This window comes from Candidatus Koribacter versatilis Ellin345 (assembly GCF_000014005.1).
Classification (GTDB): Bacteria; Acidobacteriota; Terriglobia; order Terriglobales; family Acidobacteriaceae; genus Korobacter; species Korobacter versatilis_A.
Genome location: NC_008009.1, coordinates 3,519,719 through 3,533,618 on the forward strand (window position 1 = coordinate 3,519,719; position 13,900 = coordinate 3,533,618).

Genomic DNA, 13,900 nt, shown 5'->3' on the forward strand with positions numbered 1-13,900 from the left:
AGCTCTCTCTCCCTTTGTCATCCTGAGCGAAGCGGCCAGAGGCCGCGAAGTCGAAGGATCCCTTTCGCCCACACCCAACTCTCAATTCGACGCCCGCACCATGCCGCGTCCCGCTACGACGCGCACCGCAGTCACCGCGCCGACGATCAGAACGATCAGAATCAATGCGCCCGCCCACGCCTGCCGGTGCCACTCTTCGAAGGGCGAAATCGCGTAGGTAAAAATCTGCAGCGGCAGCGCCGCGGTCGGCTGGTTCAGGCTGTGGCTCCAGTACTGGTTGCCGAATGCCGTGAACAGCAGCGGTGCGGTCTCACCCGCCACACGCGCAAACGCCAGCATCACGCCGGTAATCACGCCCGAGGTTGCGGTGCGTAAAGCGATCGAGATCGTCGTGCGCCATTGCGAAATACCCAACCCATAGGCGGCCTCGCGGATCGATTGAGGCACCATCAGCAGCATCTCTTCCGTCGTGCGCGCGATCGTAGGGATCATCATGATGCCCAACGCCACTGCACCCGAAAACGCCGAGAAGTGCTTCTGCGGGACCACCACCAGTGAGTACACCGCGATGCCGATCACGATCGACGGAACCCCATTCAAAACGTCGGCCACGAAGCGAACCGAGTCACCAAAACGGTTGCGCCCAAACTCAGAAAGATAAATTCCCGATCCGATGCCCAGTGGGACGCCGATGCAACTGGCCATCGCCAGGATCATCGCGCTGCCCGCAATCGCGTTCGCCATGCCACCACCCGGCTCACCCACGGGCTTGGGAGTCTGAGTGAGAAACGCGATATTGATGGAGCCAATGCCCTTCATCAGCAGGTACACAAAGATCGCGCCGAGCGGTAGTAGCACCAGCGCCGCTGCACCGACTGCCGCGACATTCGACATGATGTTCGCCGATTTGCGCGACCAGCTTAACTCTGACTGCGGACGAATTCCGATATCGCCGTTAGGCATGGGCCCTCGCAGGCGTGCCGCGCGTGATCGACCACACCAGCAACCGCGCCAGCGCGTTCACAATCATGGTCACGATAAATAGCGCCAATCCGATCTCGACTAACGCGCTCAGATACAAATCGTCGGAGGCTTCACTGAATTCATTCGCGATCACACTCGCCATGGTGTAACCCGGTGCGAACAGTGACTTCGCAATCTCAGGACGATTGCCAATCACCATCGTGACCGCCATCGTTTCGCCGAGCGCGCGACCGAGTCCAAGGATTACCCCGCCCACGATCCCGATACGGGCGTTGCGCAACACGCCGGTGCGAATCATCTCCCAGCGTGTAGCACCGAGAGCCAGCACACCTTCACGCTGGTTCTGCGGGACCGCAATCAGTACTTCGCGCGTCACCGAGGCGATGATCGGGATGATCATGATGGCGAGAATCACGCCCGCCGCGAGCATACCGATTCCGTACGGCGGGCCTGAGAACAATCCCGTCCAACCCAGGGTTTTAGCCAGCCAGGGCTGTACGTAATTTCTGAGCAGCGGTGCCAGCACGAAGATTGCCCACAAGCCATAAATCACGCTGGGGATTGCCGCCAGCAGCTCCACCATGAACGAGATCGGAGTCCGCAGCGCCTTCGGACACATCTCAGTGGTAAACACCGCCACGCCCACCGACAATGGCACGGCGATAATCAGCGCAAGAATGGACGAGACGATCGTGCCGTAGATAAACGGCAGCGCACCGAAGTTGCCCGCCACCGGGTCCCAGTCGCTGCCGATGAAGAACTTCCATCCGAACTGGTGCAGCGTCATCTGCGATTTCTGGATCAGTTCCCACAAAACCAGCAGGACGATGCCGAAAATCGATAAGGCAGAGACAAGCATTGCGCCGCGAAAAATGTTGTCGGCAACACGGACGCCTGCGCTCGAACCGAAGCGACTCTGTCCGAGCACACCGAAATCCTTTAAGCTCTCTGGCTTTGGTTTCGGAATCTCAACAGTAGTTGCAACTTTCGGCGGCTTGACGGCTGGGGAATTGGATGGAACTTCACTGGCAGCCATGCGATCTTCCACACCAAAAGGCTACCAACGCCCTGTTACAGGACTGTAAATAGTGTGTTGCTATGGCTTGAATCACAAGCCTTTTCCTCAAAAGCCCTTGTCATCCTGAGCAGAGCGCCGCAGACGCGTTTTCCAGTTTTCCAGATCACCTATTTGCTTGACGGAAAAGACAGTCGCTATCGCAACAAAGATTCTTCCCTCCAAAAGCAAAAACACCCAGCGCCCCGGAGGGTCAGCGCTGGGTATGCATCCGCGGGTGCGGAGGAAACCTACTTCAGACCTTTAATTGTTTGCCGGACCTTATCTGCCACTTCCTTCGGAAGCGGGGCGTAGCTCAGGCTGCCCGCCATGCCCTGTCCGTTGTCCAGTTCCCAGTTCAAGAAGTCGGTGATGATCTTGCCCTTAGCGCCGTCCTTGTAGGGCTGCGGGATCAGTAGCCAGGTGAAACTCGAAATCGGATAAGCCGTCTTGCCCGGCGGGTTGGTGATCGACACACGATAGTCGTTCGGCATCTTCACACCCTGTGCCGCCGCGGTCACGCTCTCCAGCGAGGCCTTGATGAACTGGCCGGAGGAGTTCTTCACAGAACCGTAAGGGATATTGTTCTGCAACGCGTAGATCAGTTCGATGTAGCCGATCGCGCCCGGCGTCTGACGGATCATTCCGGCCACGCCTTCGTTGCCCTTGCCTCCGAGACCAACCGGCCACTTCACGGCCGTCCCCTTGCCTGCAACCTGCAGCCAATCCGGACTCACCTTCGACAGAAAGTCGGTGAAGATGTAGGTCGTGCCCGAGCCGTCGGAACGATGGATCACGATAATGTTCTGGTCCGGGAACTTCACGCCCGGATTCGCCGCGGCGATCGCCTTATCGTTCCAGTTGCTGATCTTATTTAAAAAAATGTTCGCCAGTACGTCGGCCGGAAACTTGATTTCGCCGCTCACGCCTGGAACGTTGTACGCCGGAACCACGGCGCCAAGAACCGTCGGGATGTGAACGATCTTGACCTTCGATTGCTGCAACTGCTCGTCGGTCATCGGGCCGTCGCTGGCGCCGAAATCCACGGTGCCCGTGGTCACTTGGCGGATTCCGCCGCCACTACCAATGGATTGGTAGTTGATCTCAACATCGCCATGCGCCTTGTGGTATTCCGAGAACCACTTCGAGTAGATGGGATACGGGAAGGTCGCGCCGGCGCCATTCAGAGTCGTTTGCGCAAATGCCATGCCGGCCAGGACAGTCAGACAGAAAAGTACTCGCAGCGTACGTTGCAAAGTCATTCCTCCACGAAAATTGCAGAACCGCGGGAGACACACACCGGGCTTATGAACACTTTGGTTGTAGCTGTCAGTTGTTACAGTTCGGTTACAGCAGAATGAATATTCGATTACCCCTGTCATCGTGAGCGAAGCACGCGCAGCGTGCGAAGTCGAAGGACCCCTGTTGCTTCGGAGATCTTTCCGTTAACTGGCAAGCAGCGGATCTCTTCCCACTCGCTCCACATTCGTCAACGCACTCAGAATCTCCGCGCATGCGATCATCACCCAGCGCTCGACAAATCCGCGCGCAGGTTCCTGCACAATCGGTTCGTTGATCATCCGGATTGGTGCTTTTGCTGTCGCGAACTCACCCATGGCTCGTCACCCTGATAAAGAGCATAGGGAAAGGTGCGGCGCTTGAGGTGAACGCTAAATCAAAACGTAGTGAATCTCATGCTACAGACGCTCTGCTTTTACAGGGCGTGCTTGGTGCGGAGTTGATCGAGGAACATCTGTTCGAGAGGTTTATCAATACTGCGCAGAAGATGGCGAACGCTCTGTCCGCTGACCAGGTGGCAAACTTCTTCCGCCATGTTCTTCACGTGATCGCCGGCGCGCTCGAGTGCCTGCGTCATGAAGACAACGTGGAAGCTCTCGCTGCGGTGCGTTCCGCCTGGATTTTCGAGATGCCTCACAAATACAAGGTTTCGCAGACGATCGATCTCGGCGTCGGACCGCAAGACTGCCAATGCCTTATCGAGGTTGCGCATCTCGAAGGCTTCCCGCACTTCGGACAACATCTTCTCCAAACGCGAAGCCATCAACGTGAGGTCGCGCACGTCTTCCATTTCGCAACGCGACGCTGCCACCAACGCCCGATTGCTAAATCCGAGCAGCAGATCTCCAATGCGTTCCATGCCGATCGAGAGCTTCATGCACGCCAGCATCTCGCGCGCCGATTCTTCTGTGGCTCCTGTTATGTGGGTGGTGACGGCCGAGTCGATCTCGCGGTCCAGGCGGTCCAATTCAATCTCTCGGGGCCGCACCGTTTCCAGCAGAGCGTTTACTCCGGTAGCAATACCTTCCGCTACCGCTCCAGCCGCAGAATGTGCCACCTTGCACGCATTCATGGTTAATTCGCGAATATGCATGCAAGCCGCGTCCTGCTGACCGCCGGCCGATAACGTAGCCATTTTGAATGCTTCCTTACGCACGGGGATTCCCAGTCAGCTTAAGGACACGTTATTACTCCTGGATTTGCACCGTGTTAAAACTCGATGAATCCGCGTTGTGGCAGCCTTGAACGTGGCCTGAGTTGGCTTGATGCGGCCGCTAAAGACTTGTCGAATCGGTTAACCCCACCTCCGTTACTTTTGCCAGTTATCCGCCTCCGGGGGTGCGGGTAAAAGAAAGGAGGTCAGGAGGACAAAGATGACAGTTCGTACCATCTCAAGGGTGGCGTGCGCCTTTGCCATACTTTCAGTCGTTGCACTGCACGCCCAGAAGGAACCCAAGCGCGGCAAGGCATGTAGTGCGCCGCACCCGGAGCAGTACTGCACCGCGCAGAACACTTGCGGGGGCAACGGCCAAGCCTGCACCGTCGGTGTGGAACGCACGGGGGATTCGGCGAAGGTAACGGCGAGTTCGTCCGCTAAAAAAGGCAACGCACTCTTTTGCGTTAAGAAGGGTAGCGAGGTTTCGTGGGAGGCTGCAGAAAAGAACCTCGGGTTCGTAATCGACGTGAAGCCGGTTTTCCCGTTCGATAAAGGTGAAGCCATCATCGGCGGCTCTGGCCGCCCGGTTCCGCTCACCGCCGACAAAACCGGCTGCTTCACTTACACCGCGAGCGCCTGCAAGTCGGGCTCGACCTACGGAATGTGCAAGACCGTGACGGGCAACTTCATTATCGTCGAGTGATTTTTCCGCAAAACAAAAGAGCCGCAGCTTCGCGCCGCGGCTCTTTTCTTGTTGGTCTGAATCGTTAATCTTTCTTCTTCCACTCGATGATGTTCACCAGCTTCCATGGGTTCTGGTAGAGCTCCATCTGGAGCTCGCCTTCGGCGTTGATGATCAGCTGCGCCGCGGGAAAGAGCACGCCGGTGGTCTTATTTTTGTCGCTATCGTTGATGTCAATTTCGCCTGCAGTCAGGCCGAACGCCTGCGAGCGCGTGTTCTGCCGCACTTCGCCGAATGCCAACGGACGATCAGTGACGAAGCGAATCTTGCGGCCGGTCGCGGTTGGAATCTCGCGCACGAATGCGAGTTGATAGCCAGTTGTGGAGGGCAGCGAGATGCGTCCCATGGAGGGCATCTTCTCGAGCTTCTTGATGAGGCCTTCGGACTGGCCTTGCATGAAGGCGTCTACGAGCGCTTTGCGTTCTTCTTCGGTAGCGTAGCGTTCGATGCGGATCTTGATTGAGACGTTCTTGCCCAACTGCGTACTGGTGCCCATCGCAGTGGCATCAATGGTTTCGACGGCACCTTTTTCCTGCGCAGTTCCAATCACGGGGAAAACCGCCAGCACGGCAGCCACGATCAACGTGCCGAGCGGAAAATTACGGCGCTTCAACATGTGCTCTCCTTATCGCTTTCTCAGCGGCACCACGAAGGTACCGAAGCGGAGGGCGAAGGCAAACTGGCAGGAATAACAGTGCTTTTGTGGACCCGATTTTCCAAGTTAGCGGGAAAACTCAAGGAAAACTTACCAGAAAACCCGAAGTTATTAAGTGGTAAACATACTTTTCTAAGTGCTTATTTAGAGGGTATTTGCAAAAGGGCGGTCCGGACAGGGGCCGGTTTTGCACCGTGATTTCTTTCTCTGAAACCCTGAAAAAGGGAGCGTACAGCCATGATTTTTGAGTGATCGGCGGATTTGCCGCAAAGGTGGTATATGCGGAGTGGAAGAGTTTGTTGATTGAGTGGTAAACAGTCGAACAGCAGATCCTTCGCTGCGCTCTGGATGACAAGAGGGGGTAGTGGGAGTGCGAGCGACCGTGTGGGCTGGCCGCTCGGCTCAACAGCAGATCCTTCGCTGCGCTCAGGATGACAGGAGAGAGCAGTGATTGTGCCGGCGATCGTGCGGGCTGGCCGCTCGGCTGAAACGATGAAAATCCCCGCCCTATCGCGCTGCGCGATAAGGACGGGGCACCCTGACTTACTTCGATTCGAAGACGTATTCGTGTTGGGCGTCGCGCATGGTTAGAGTTTTCTTGGGGCCGGAGCCGACTACGAACTCTGAACCCTCCATTCCTGGAAGGATGGTGATGAAGGAGATCGTGCCGTCGGGATTTTTTCGCGTAGACATTTCGCTCTTCCATTCGCCGAAGTCGAAGATTGTCGCGGATCCGGATTGGCTAACGTCAACGTCGCCCAGCGATGCGTTCGAGTAGTGCTTCGCCAGCTTCGCACTCTCGGTCGCATCGGCGGGGACGGTCATCAGCTTGCGTTCGGCGGCGAGAGCGGCGTAGAAGCTGTCGGCGTCGGACTTGAGTTCTGCGTCGGCTTCTTTGCGACCATCGAACACGACTTCGAGCAGCTTCCGGCTGAAGCGTCCGCGGATGAGCCAGCCGGGATCGCCGTTGGTGAGGATCACGGCGCCGACGTTTTGATCCGGCAGCCAGATCATGTCGCTGTGATGCCCGATTAAATCGCCGCCATGATGGACTACAGGCACGCCGTAGGTGGTGTCCACCTCCAGGCCCATTCCGTAAGTGACATCTTTGCCGATTGCTACTTGCGGCGCGCGGCGTTGCAGGAGTGCTTCTTTCGAGACGTAGGTACTGCCATCGGGGAGCTTGCCGTTGGCGAGTTCCATGGAGACGTACTTCAACATGTCGTTGATGTTGCTCCACGCGCCGCCGGCCGGACGCAGCGGAGCCACCGCCTCGTTCACATTCATGGGCGCCTTGGCAGGCTTGCCATTAATGTCGGGCGAATGCGCTTCGGAGTGGTTGGCGGCGAGGGCGCGATCGAAGCTGAGCGTGGTCGCTTTCATGCCGAGCGGATCAAAGACGTAGGACTGCATCGCTTCGTCGTAGCCTTTGCCCAATTCGGTGTCGGGATGGACGACGTGTGCGGCGGTGTAACCGGCCGCTGCAGCCATGAGGTTGGAATACTGGAAGAGTTCGCCGAACTTCGACGTGGGCTGCATGGTGCCGAGAAGGGCCAGAGAGCTTTCCGGCGTCATCTTGCCGTATTCAAAGAGCCATTCGAGGTCCTGGCGCGGCATGCCGGTGCAGGCGCAGATGAGGTGCTTCACGAGTACGCTCTTGGTGGTCGCCTCGTCGCCGAGCTTGAATGATGGGAAGAGCTGCGTGACCGGCGTGTCCCAGTTGAGCTTCTTCTCGTCCACAAGTCGGGCGAGCATCAGCGTGGTCAGCGCCTTGGTATTGGAGGCGATCATGAAGAGAGTGTCGGCGTCGGGCTTGTCGCTCTTGCCGAGTTCTTTCACGCCGAAGCCGTCGGCGAAGACGACTTTGCCGTCCTGGACGAGACCGAAGGAGACGCCGGGGACGCCAGTCTCCTTGATTCCCTGCTCGACGAAGCGCGAAAGCTCCGCGATCCGCGCCTGGTCGAGTCTGTTGGCCTTCTTGCCGGCGAACGTTTCGCGGCTGTAGCCCTTGGGCAAGAGGCGACTAAAGATGACATCGGCCTGGCCGCCGCGCTTCTCGGCGGTGGCATCGGCCAGGTCTTCGATGATCACGGTCCATGCGGTGCCGGAGTAGTAAGTGAGCGCGCCGACGCCGCGCTTCTCGTTGGGCGAAGTTTGGTAGTCATATTCGCGGCGCTTGCTCCAGCCATCTCTGTCGGGAAGATCGCTGGTAACTTTCACCGGCCACTTGGCGTCGGGCTTATAGGCTTTCCACGCGGCGGCGAGGGCTTCGTCGGCGGTCTTGGCGTCCTTCACGTCAACCAGCGCGATCCAGGAATCGCCTTCGGGCGCTTCAATGATCGTCGCGGGACCTTTCACGCGAACCGACCAGTCCTTCGGAGCGATGAAGGGATTGCCGAGGACGGTGGTCTTGGGCGTGTCGGCCGCGAGTTTTTCGGCGGAGTTCTGGGAAGAGAGAGAAGAGACGAGAACGAGGGTGAAAAGGAAAGCTAGAAATGCGCGAGCACGCATGGAGGCCTCCGGGGGAGGATTGTAGAGGAGAACACGGGATTAGGGGAAAGGACCTTGCTTTCGAGGCGATCGCCTGCGCCTTTAACGCCACCTTTTCGGGATGGCCAGTTTCTCGAATTGCCACAGCGGCACGAAGGTCGCATCACGACCAGTTTCTGAATCGAGTTTGATTTCTCCGAATGTCGGTGAATTGCAGAGTAGAATCGCGGCGAGCAGAATCGATATCGTCAACAGTCCGTCGGCCCTTCGGAGGATGTCCATGCGCCAAGTGGCTGCGGTTAGTTTCTTTTTAGTTTTCACTGCGGTATTCAGCGCATACTCTCAGGATCTCACTCAGGCAAAGCGCACGCCTGCGGCGTCTGGCTCGACGCAACCCAACGTATTTCTCACACCCAAACAATATCCCGCTGGTCCTTCCGGTGTCACTTCGATCGCTAAGGGCGACTTCAATAACGATAGTTACATGGATGTCGCGGTAACTAACGTTTCTGGCACGATCACGGTTCTCCTGGGCAAAGGCGATGGCACTTTCCAAGCCCCCGTATCGTACCCAGCCTTATCTTCCCCGGTCTCGATCGCCGCGGCAGATTTGAATGGGGACGGAAAATTAGACTTAGCGGTAGCAAACAGCGGTAGTGGGAGCATTAGCGTATTCCTCGGAAATGGCGACGGAACCTTCCAATCGCACACGGATGTTGCCGTCGGCACGAGCGTGCAAATGTTGACCGTTGCAGACTTCAACGGCGACGGCAAACCCGACCTTGCGGTTTTAGTCGATGGCATGGTGAGCGTCCTGATCGGGAAAGGCGACGCCACCTTCAACGCGATAGGCGAGTACGCGAAACCATGCGCTACCTATTTGGCCACAGGGGATTTCAACGGAGACGGCAAGACCGACATCGTGGCAGGACGTCAGTGCGTCCTACTGGGCAATGGCGACGGCACTTTTCAACCGCCTGTAGGTTCCCAGAAGATTGGGAACACGGTGAGTACTGCAGTAGGCGACATCAATGGTGACGGCAAGCTCGACTTGATAGAGGGTGGTATCGGCGACTCGGATGGAACTCCAAGGGCCCTGGTTGTCGTGCTCCTGGGCAATGGAGACGGAACGTTTCAACCGCCCCAAGGCTTTTTTGGTTATGGGAGCGGTGTACAGGGATTATTGCTTGCCGATGTGAACGGCGATTCCCATCCAGACATCGTGCTGTCCAGCTCTGAAAACGTGGAAGTTGTAAACGGAAAGGGGGACGGCACCTTTGAACCGGGTGTGCTCTACCCCGTGGGGAACCGGCCGGTAGCAGGAGGGTTGGTGCTGTCCGATTTTACCGGCAGCGGCAGGCTTGATCTCGCAGTTTTGACCTCGTGCGCTAACCCGTCTATTTGTGGAGACGGAGCCGTGACCCTATTGAGAGGCAAAGGGGACGGCACGTATGTTGCGCCAGCAAGTTATTACATTTTTGAGGGTGACGAACGTTTCGACGCTGTAGGGGGATGGGTCGCGGTGGGTGACTTCGACGGCGACGGGAAACTCGACGTACTCGAAGTATTCGACACTCGCGCCTTCATCTCTCTAGGAAACGGGGATGGCACCGTGCAAACGGGCCAACGTTATTATCAAGTTGCATATCAGTCCGATGGGGCGGTAGTGGGAGATTTCAACGGCGATGGCAAACTCGACGCTGCCATTCTACACTCTTGCGACGTCTTTTATAGCGACCCTGGCCCAGGCAATCCTCCCCCCTATTGCGTTAGCGCAGGTTCGGTAGGGGTGCTATTGGGAAATGGAAACGGAACTTGGCAGCGGTGGCCGGAGAGCCTGTACTTTGGAGTTGGAGACACGCCTACATCTATTGCGACGGGTGACTTCAATCAAGATGGCAAACTCGACCTTGTCGTTTCTGATGGAGCGAATGCTTATATTCTCTTAGGAAACGGTGATGGCACTTTCCCGGTCCACCAAGCCTACCCAACCGGAGCTGCGGCTGATTACCTTAATCCGTTTCTGCCCAATGCGCAATCGGTCGTAGTTGGCGATTTCAATGGCGACGGCGCTCCGGACGTCGCGGTTTCAAATTCAGACGGGGGTATCGCCGTTTTGCTCGGCAACGGGGACGGCACGCTCCGCGCCCCCCAACTCTTCCCAGCTATAAAGAGTTCGCAGTCGCTTGCGATCGGAGATCTTAACCGAGATGGCAAATTGGACATCGTAGCTTCCGACGGGAGTGGCAGCATCAGTATTTTCCTTGGTAATGGCGATGGTACTTTCCAGACCAGCAAAGTTTATGCGGCCGTTGGATCACAAAGTGTAACGGTCGGAGATTTTAACGGCGACGGCATCCTTGACGTAGCGAGTGGGACGGGACACACCGTAAGCCTGCTTCTCGGAAATGGCGATGGCAGTTTGCAGCCGCCGGTGAATTACATTGTTGGACTCAGTGCAACCGGGCTGGCAGCTGGAGACTTCAATGGGGACGGGGCTTTGGACCTCGTCACCGAAGACTTCTCGATTCTATTGAATCGCCAGGGAACGCAGCTTAACGTGCAATCTTCCCGCAATCCATCCAACGTAGGCCAACCTGTGACTTTCACCGTGACCTCCGCTGCGAGTTTGCCGGAGACAGGCTTGCCTTCGGGCACCATCACGCTGCGCGATGGGAGCACTGTGCTGGGAGAATCCGGGGTATCGGGAGTATTTGACGTGAAGGTCTCCGGATTGACTGCCGGAACGCACCAAATCACGGCCACATACTCCGGCGATAACAACTTTCAACCACACACGACCGCCATCCTGACAGAACACGTCGGTGCTCCCGCCACGATGATTAGCCCCGCTCTTGGATCGATTCTAACCAGCACTACCGTAACCTTCGCGTGGAAAGCAGCCGCGGGTGCTTCGCAGTACAGCCTGTACCTCGGCACTAAACCCGGTCGGGACGACCTCGGGTACGTCAATGCGCATTCGAGCACGTCCGCGACTGTGAAAAACCTCCCATCCACGGGATCCTCCCTATACGTCACGCTCTTCTCGCTTGTCGGAGGGGTGTACTATTCAAATTCTTATACGTATATCCTCCCTGGAACACCTGCCAAGGCCAAGATGACCTCGCCCCTGCCCGGCACGATGTTAGTCGGCAAGGATGCGACATTTACGTGGAGCCACGGAACGGGCGTCACCTACTACAGTCTGTATGTCGGGACAAAGGGTTACGGCACTCACGATCTGGATTTCATCAACGCCACGACTACCAGTGCCAGCGTGTCGAACCTCCCTGCCGACGGGAGCACAATCTACGTTCAAGTAAATTCGTATATCGACGGCGCGTGGACTAGCCAGAGCTACACCTATATAAGTGGAAGTGGAACTCCCGCGCCCGCAACCATGATCTCGCCCACCCCTGGAAGCAGTATCTCCGGCAACTCTGCGACTTTCACATGGACGAGCGGCGTTGGAGTCAGCGAATTCAGTTTGTACGTAGGTACGGGAGGGGTGGGTTCCCATAACATTGCGTTCATCGAAACCGGAACCACGAGTGCGACCGTCACTGGCCTTCCCGCTACCGGCGCAACGATCTATGTGCGCTTGAATTCGTTTGTCAACGGCGCGTGGCAGTGGGTGGACTATTCTTATCGGAACCCGTAAGGGTGGTCTAACTAGTCGTGCCGCGGTCGCATCGTTACTCCCCGCCGTGTGACCCATCGCACGTCGGTCCGTGTCGCACCTCACATACATCGTGACAAGACATGCGTAATCTGCGCATGTGGAGTATTCCCACAACGCCGTGAAGCTATTTATCAACTTGTAAATATCGGCGCGTCGGCGACAGTTGCAGGACTTCGCAACTGTCAGGCTTAACTCCCTGTGCTTGGAGGAATTTACCTGTAACTCTCTTTGGATGGAGGAATTTGCGCGTTTTGTATAGCGTAAGTTGATGAAAACACGGATAGGGGTGGGGAGGGGTACGTTTAGTAAGGAGTTACTCCGGCGAGAGAACAGCAGATCCCACGTCGGGCTTACGCCCTCCTCTGGATGACAAGAGAGAGTAGTGGCAGGGAGGCGGTGGTGGGGCTCACGTCTGGGGGGAACAGCAGATCCCACGTCGGGCTGTCGCCCTCCTCTGGATGACAAGAGAGAGTAGTGGCAGGGAGGCGGTGGTGGGGCTCACGCCTGGCGGTGACAGCAGATCCTTCGTCGGGCTTACGCCCTCCTCGAGGATGACAGGAGAGAGTGTTGGAGACGCGAGCTTTGGTGTGGGCTGACCGCGAGACATACAAGGGGCTAAAGCCTCGTTTCCACGGAGGCAGCTTGCGGCGCGACTGAAGTCGCGCCCTGATACAAAACTGGCGGCGCAAAGGGTCGCCTTCCCAAATTCCAGCCAATGCCAAAGAAAACTCTTGCATCTGATATGGTGTTGTAGTTAACTACAACACCTACTGGCGAGGCTTGCCCTACCAGCGGAAAATTCTTCAGGAGATGGGTTATGAAATCGCTTTGGCGTTTGTTGTTGCTTGTTGTTCTGCCTGCTGCTGCTTTTTGTCAACAAATGGAACACCCGATGGAGAAGGCTGCTCCGTCCGAGGCGCAGCAGACCTTTACTCAGATCAAGGCGTTGGCCGGCGAGTGGGAGGGTGCGGTCGCTGTGGAACCGCCGATGCCCGGCATGAAAGATCAGCCGATTAAGCCGCTGCACCTGACGATGCGGGTTACTTCCCGCGGGCATACGCTGGTGCACGAGTTCCAGGAAGCGGGCACGGTACTCGACGCGACGAAGTACGATCATCCGGTGACGATGTTCTACGTGGACGACAATGCGCTCTCGCTGGTGCACTATTGCGATGCCGGCAATCGGCCGCACATGGTGGCGCGCAAATCTGCCGACGGCAAAACCATCGACTTCGACTTTGTAGATCTTTCCGGCAGCAATCAGCACGGTCACATGGCCCACGCCACATTCACCATGGTGGATGCGGACCATCATGTGGAAGAGTGGACTTATATGTTGCCGGGCGATAAACCAGTGCATGCTCGGATGACGCTGACCCGCACGAAGTGATCGAGTGGTGAGGGAGTTTCGGAAACCAGGATGGACCAGTGGAATGAAAATCAGCCGATTTACCGGCAACTCCGGGATCGGGTTGTCGCGATGATCCTGGATGGGGTCCTCAAGGATGGCGATCCGTTGCCTTCGGTGCGCACCGTGGCGGCCGAATATCATGTGAACCCGCTGACGGTGTTGAAGAGTTACCAGGAACTGGTGGATGAAGGGCTGATCGAGGCACGGCGGGGCCTTGGGATGTTCGTGAATTCCGGAGCTAGCGCTCTTCTTTTGAATGCGGAGCGAGAGAAGTTCCTGACGGAAGATTGGCCACGGATATCCGAGACCATCGAGCGGCTGGGCCTTAAGCCTGCCGATCTTCTTAACGGGAGATCGGCAAGCTCGTCGGCTGGCGGTACATCGTCGAAGAAGAAGCAAGGCAAATCCTCGCAAGGAGGAGAGTGAG

At 57.1% G+C, this 13,900-nt stretch carries 11 protein-coding genes; 4 read left to right on the forward strand and 7 right to left on the reverse strand.

Going from position 1 to position 13,900, the window contains the following annotated elements; all coding sequences use genetic code 11:
* Nucleotides 1-81 precede the first annotated feature (81 nt).
* The 5 genes from pstA to ACID345_RS15345 all read right to left on the reverse strand — a co-directional run bounded on the left by pstA (nt 82) and on the right by ACID345_RS15345 (nt 4,472).
* On the reverse strand, nt 82-963 hold the full coding sequence (gene pstA, locus ACID345_RS15330; RefSeq protein ID WP_011523775.1) for a phosphate ABC transporter permease PstA: 882 nt from the start codon (nt 961-963) through the stop codon (nt 82-84).
* Nucleotides 956-2,020 carry a phosphate ABC transporter permease subunit PstC gene (pstC, locus tag ACID345_RS15335; protein ID WP_011523776.1) on the reverse strand — a complete coding sequence of 355 codons (1,065 nt, stop codon included), beginning with the start codon at nt 2,018-2,020 and terminating at the stop codon, nt 956-958. The genes pstA and pstC overlap by 8 nt, the downstream gene beginning before the upstream one ends.
* A gap of 269 nt (nt 2,021-2,289) precedes the next feature.
* Complete coding sequence (gene pstS / locus ACID345_RS15340) at nt 2,290-3,300, reverse strand: phosphate ABC transporter substrate-binding protein PstS (protein WP_041855760.1); 1,011 nt, start codon at nt 3,298-3,300, stop codon at nt 2,290-2,292.
* A 183-nt stretch (nt 3,301-3,483) separates the two neighbouring features.
* Nucleotides 3,484-3,654, reverse strand: a complete 171-nt coding sequence (locus ACID345_RS26980; RefSeq protein ID WP_187148836.1) for a hypothetical protein — start codon at nt 3,652-3,654, stop codon at nt 3,484-3,486.
* Between the two features lie 98 nt (nt 3,655-3,752).
* Complete coding sequence (locus ACID345_RS15345; protein WP_011523778.1) at nt 3,753-4,472, reverse strand: phosphate signaling complex PhoU family protein; 720 nt, start codon at nt 4,470-4,472, stop codon at nt 3,753-3,755.
* 238 nt (nt 4,473-4,710) lie between these two features.
* Here ACID345_RS15345 and ACID345_RS15350 point away from each other — a divergent pair, with 238 nt between their 5' ends.
* Nucleotides 4,711-5,196, forward strand: a complete 486-nt coding sequence (locus ACID345_RS15350; RefSeq protein WP_011523779.1) for a hypothetical protein — start codon at nt 4,711-4,713, stop codon at nt 5,194-5,196.
* A 64-nt stretch (nt 5,197-5,260) separates the two neighbouring features.
* On the opposite strand, the gene ACID345_RS15355 is transcribed toward ACID345_RS15350, so the two are convergent.
* Together ACID345_RS15355 and ACID345_RS15360 are read right to left on the reverse strand one after the other, a co-directional pair.
* A complete protein-coding gene (locus ACID345_RS15355; protein WP_011523780.1) occupies nt 5,261-5,851 on the reverse strand; it encodes a hypothetical protein in 591 nt (196 codons plus the stop codon).
* Between the two features lie 582 nt (nt 5,852-6,433).
* The gene (locus ACID345_RS15360) at nt 6,434-8,401 is read right to left on the reverse strand and encodes a serine hydrolase domain-containing protein (RefSeq protein WP_011523781.1); all 1,968 of its coding nucleotides are present in this window, start codon (nt 8,399-8,401) and stop codon (nt 6,434-6,436) included.
* A gap of 259 nt (nt 8,402-8,660) precedes the next feature.
* On the opposite strand from ACID345_RS15360, the gene ACID345_RS15370 reads away from it, so the two are divergent.
* From ACID345_RS15370 to ACID345_RS15380, 3 genes are all read left to right on the forward strand, one after another.
* Complete coding sequence (locus ACID345_RS15370; RefSeq protein ID WP_011523782.1) at nt 8,661-12,041, forward strand: FG-GAP-like repeat-containing protein; 3,381 nt, start codon at nt 8,661-8,663, stop codon at nt 12,039-12,041.
* Nucleotides 12,042-12,879: 838 nt separating this feature from the next.
* The gene (locus ACID345_RS15375; protein WP_011523783.1) at nt 12,880-13,452 is read left to right on the forward strand and encodes a hypothetical protein; all 573 of its coding nucleotides are present in this window, start codon (nt 12,880-12,882) and stop codon (nt 13,450-13,452) included.
* Nucleotides 13,453-13,482: 30 nt separating this feature from the next.
* Nucleotides 13,483-13,899 (forward strand): GntR family transcriptional regulator, encoded by a 417-nt coding sequence (locus tag ACID345_RS15380; protein WP_049761927.1) that lies wholly within the window; start codon nt 13,483-13,485, stop codon nt 13,897-13,899.
* Nucleotide 13,900 lies beyond the last annotated feature (1 nt).